Source organism: Psychromonas sp., assembly GCF_983033635.1.
Genome location: NZ_CEZLMY010000251.1, coordinates 1 through 3,670, shown reverse-complemented (window position 1 = coordinate 3,670; position 3,670 = coordinate 1). Strand labels below are relative to the sequence as shown.

The following is a 3,670-nucleotide window of genomic DNA, read 5'->3' as shown; positions in this document are numbered from 1 at the left end:
GTGGCGATGACTCTTTCGAAATAGCGGTTTTGCGCTAAAAATATCTTTTTGCGTAGTCGGTCTGTTTGCTCTACTTGATAGGCAGTAGCATTTTTATGATGAAGTCGTTCAGGGCCAAGTAAGGCCATTTTAGCGAGTGAAGATAACCCAGAGTCTACTTGAATACAGTAGGAAAAATATCGAAAGAACACATCGCGTTTATTGCGGTGGTAACGGCGCAGTAAAAGTGGTGTTTTCCAGCGCGTTTGTAATTCCTCATAAAACTGCTTTTTTTCTCGTTGAGTGAGAATGGGCGTTTGATAACTTAATGAGGATACAATGGGCTGAAACAAAGGTTGCAGGAGCGTGGGCAGCGGCTGCCAAAGATAAAGCGTACCTCGTTGTGTGTGATAGGGCTGTGCATATTCAGTCCAAGAAGTATTACCATCTTTAAAATTACGTAGGCAGTGTGCTTCACATTTATCTGCCGTGCTGACACGAAGCAGGTCTGGGATATCTGTAATGCTGGTGATGTTATCTAGCTGATCTGTTAGCCATAGATAAAGAAACAATAATAATGAGCGGTGACTATCGTGCGATAGCATCTTCGGTTTGTTGAATTTTTTAAACGCAACCGCTAATGAGACAGCTGTTTGATGGGCGTTTGGCATGACACCCCCAGCATTTTTACCTCTGTTTTTGGATTTTATCGCGGCGACTTTACCCATTTAGTTCCTTAATGTGTCTAATGGCAGAAGGTTTTACCTTTGCCCATTGCGCTAATAGCGTCTTAAGGGGAGTGTGTTTAAGTAGCGGTTTGGCTTGTTGGACGCGATAGCTGAGATTGCTCAGTAACTTACTGTGTTCACGGTAACTAAGTGCCGAGGCAAAGAGTAATGCTCCCTCGAGCGTCTCATCAATTAATTCATCAGGATAGTAATGAACACTGACTTGCAGCTTATGCTGCTCTGGGTGTTGTTTGAGTAATTCAAACGTGGGGTTGGGACTGAGCTGCCAGTCAATATTCTCATCTTGATTTTTGCAGGCCAGGACAGGTGATAAATCAAGCAGTGTTTGCGCGATATGCAAAGGCAAGGTCTGAATATTCACTGGAGTCGCTAGCTCAAAGTGATCATCACTGATTATCTGACTAAGCGTTGGGTGGTAACGTAATTTGAGCTTACTGATAGCGATGCTTTTTATCTTCATATTTTCTCCTTATCTGTTGTGTTTCAGTTATCGCTCATAAAGGATTTTTTGCATGGTGCACTCTCTATTTATGAGCATTTTTCAGAAGAATGATATCAGCCTATATGAATTTGAATTTAATTCAAAATGTTGATTTTAATGGTTTTTTATATCTAATAGATATATTTATAAGCACTTCTGTTTACAAACACTTCTGCTTATTTATTAAAGTGGCAAGTGTTTTTCTCTTTATTTTCAGTTGCTTGTGCTTGTTTTTTTGTTTTTAGAGGAATCAACTGACTGTAAATCAATTGGCTAAAGTGTAATTTACAGTGGATTAAGACTTTTTAAATTTGAGTGATAGATCTCAGTTTTATATTGGTTGTATTTTCAGTATGGCTATAACAAGGAAAAGTTTTTTAATAAATGCATCATTGATTATTGTTAGTTAATCTACTCTGGTGCTGTTATACCTTGTAAATATTACCTGTTTCACCGTGTAAAGATTCCTTCACTTGTTGTAGCGTGTAAGATGCATTAATTAATACAAAGCAGCTTAGTGCTTACTTAAAAGATATTCGCTTAGATGAGAATTTATCTCAGGCAGATATGGTTAATAAAGTGGGCACTAGGTGAGACACGGTATCAAGCTTTGAATCCACATCAATACCTCCTTCAGCGTGTAAATCTTGCCATACCCGCTTTGCCGTGTAATACTCAATTTACTTGTTATAGCGTGTAAGGTAAGGCATGAAAATATCTACTACAAAGCAACTTAGTGCGTACTTAAAGGATATTCGTTTAGATAATGGTTTATCTCAGACGGATGTGGCTAAAAAAGTGGGTATTCGTCAAGACACCGTATCAAGCTTTGAACTGAGGCCTGATTCAATCAAGATGGAAACATTCTTTAAGTTGCTTTCTGCACTTGAGTTAGATTTCGAAATTACATCTAGAAATACAAAAAACAGTGATGACGACTCAGGCTGGAAAGAGGAGTGGTAATGGCTACTTTGGATGTCTATCTCAATGGTTATTTTGTTGGTGAGTTTAACAAGTCCAGCAGTGGTGCTCACTCTTTTCGCTATTCGGATAGTTGGTTAGGAGTAAGCGGAAGTCGGCCAATTTCATTATCAATGCCACTTGCTAAGCTTGAGTATCGTGGTGATGTTGTTTATAACTATTTTGATAATCTACTACCCGATAACCTAGAGATTAGGCACCGCATTGTCGCTCGTTACCAAGCAAGCTCTTCTTTACCATTTGACTTGCTATCTATGATAGGTCGGGACTGTGTCGGTGCTTTACAATTGTTACCTAAGGGGGCAATCCCTATCCATGTCAATAAGTTGGACTATAAAACGCTAAGTAATGATGAGTTCAATAAGATTGTGATGGGCTATCGTGCTGGTATGCCACTGGGCATGATTGAAGATGAGCAGGACTTTCGGATCTCTGTGGCGGGAGCACAAGAAAAAACGGCTTTATTGAATATTAGCAATAGCTGGTGTTTACCTCTTAACTCCACGCCAACTTCACACATTATTAAACTGCCAATTGGTGAGATACAAAGCCATTCTTACTCTTTAGATATGTCCGATAGCGTGGAGAATGAGTATTTATGTATGCTGCTGTTGCAGGCTTATGGCTTACCAGTAGCGCATTGCGAAATATTGCCGTTACGAGATATGAAGGTGCTATCTGTTGAGCGGTTTGATCGCCAATACTCGAGTGATAAAAAATGGTTGATGAGAAGGCCACAAGAAGATTACTGCCAAGTACTTAATGTCCCATCTGCATTAAAATATGAAAACCAAGGTGGACCTGGTATTGAGCAAATAATGAATCATTTATTAGGTTCAAAAAATGCAGCGCAAGATAGGTATGACTTTATGAAAGCGCAGGTATTGTTTTGGCTGATGGGGGCATCCGATGGACATGCTAAAAATTTTTCAATTTTCATTTTACCCGATGGTCAATTTCAGTTAACACCTTTTTATGACGTTTTATCTGTTTATCCTGTGGTGAATAAAAAAGGATTAAATATACGTCAGGTGAAATTGGCGATGGGTTTAAAGGCAACAAAAGGTAAAAAGTACCATATCAATAAGATTTATCCTCGGCACTTTTTAGAAACAGCTAAACAAGTTGGTTTTGAAGTATCAAAAATGGAAGAGATAATGAGTGAAATCAAAGCTGAAACCAGTAATATAATTAACGAAGTTAAACTTAAGTTGGGTGATGATTTCCCCCGAAATATATCAGAAAGTATATTTTCAGGGATGTTAAATCAGCTTAAAAAATTGTAATGGTGGAGAGGGGGTAATCATCGTCTAGCAGCTTTGTTTTTAATTAAAGCTGTTGAAATATAGGGTTTTATTGCCTGCTTTTCTTGGGCAGTAAGTGTCTCTTTTGAGTGTTTTTACAGGTCTTTCTGTCTTTCCCAAATGATTCGTGTCGTCAAGTGCTTGTTAATAATGGAATTAATGGAAAGTTTTCTGTC

Annotated in this window: 3 protein-coding genes and 1 pseudogene; 2 read left to right on the top strand and 2 right to left on the bottom strand. The window is 38.5% G+C overall.

The annotated features are described in order from the left end of the window. Both AC4GME_RS17980 and AC4GME_RS17975 read right to left on the bottom strand, forming a co-directional pair. Positions 1-707, bottom strand: a pseudogene (locus AC4GME_RS17980) (hypothetical protein); the annotation flags it as partial. Next, positions 700-1,188: a hypothetical protein gene (locus AC4GME_RS17975; RefSeq protein WP_490378228.1), complete on the bottom strand. Its 489-nt coding sequence runs from the start codon at positions 1,186-1,188 to the stop codon at positions 700-702. The gene AC4GME_RS17975 and the pseudogene AC4GME_RS17980, both read right to left, overlap by 8 nt. Before the next feature lie 729 nt (positions 1,189-1,917). Between AC4GME_RS17975 and AC4GME_RS17970 the strand changes: the two genes are divergently transcribed. Next, a complete protein-coding gene (locus AC4GME_RS17970) occupies positions 1,918-2,172 on the top strand; it encodes a helix-turn-helix domain-containing protein (RefSeq protein ID WP_490379955.1) in 255 nt (84 codons plus the stop codon). After that, positions 2,172-3,476 carry a type II toxin-antitoxin system HipA family toxin gene (locus tag AC4GME_RS17965; RefSeq protein WP_490379954.1) on the top strand — a complete coding sequence of 435 codons (1,305 nt, stop codon included), beginning with the start codon at positions 2,172-2,174 and terminating at the stop codon, positions 3,474-3,476. The genes AC4GME_RS17970 and AC4GME_RS17965 overlap by 1 nt, the downstream gene beginning before the upstream one ends. Positions 3,477-3,670 lie beyond the last annotated feature (194 nt).

What these genes read in the sequence shown, in the direction of transcription:
- AC4GME_RS17975 (WP_490378228.1), bottom strand. Translation starts at nt 1,188, where the DNA reads ATGAAGATAAAAAGCATCGCTATCAGTAAGCTCAAATTACGTTACCAC.
- AC4GME_RS17970 (WP_490379955.1), top strand. Translation starts at nt 1,918, where the DNA reads ATGAAAATATCTACTACAAAGCAACTTAGTGCGTACTTAAAGGATATT.
- AC4GME_RS17965 (WP_490379954.1), top strand. Translation starts at nt 2,172, where the DNA reads ATGGCTACTTTGGATGTCTATCTCAATGGTTATTTTGTTGGTGAGTTT.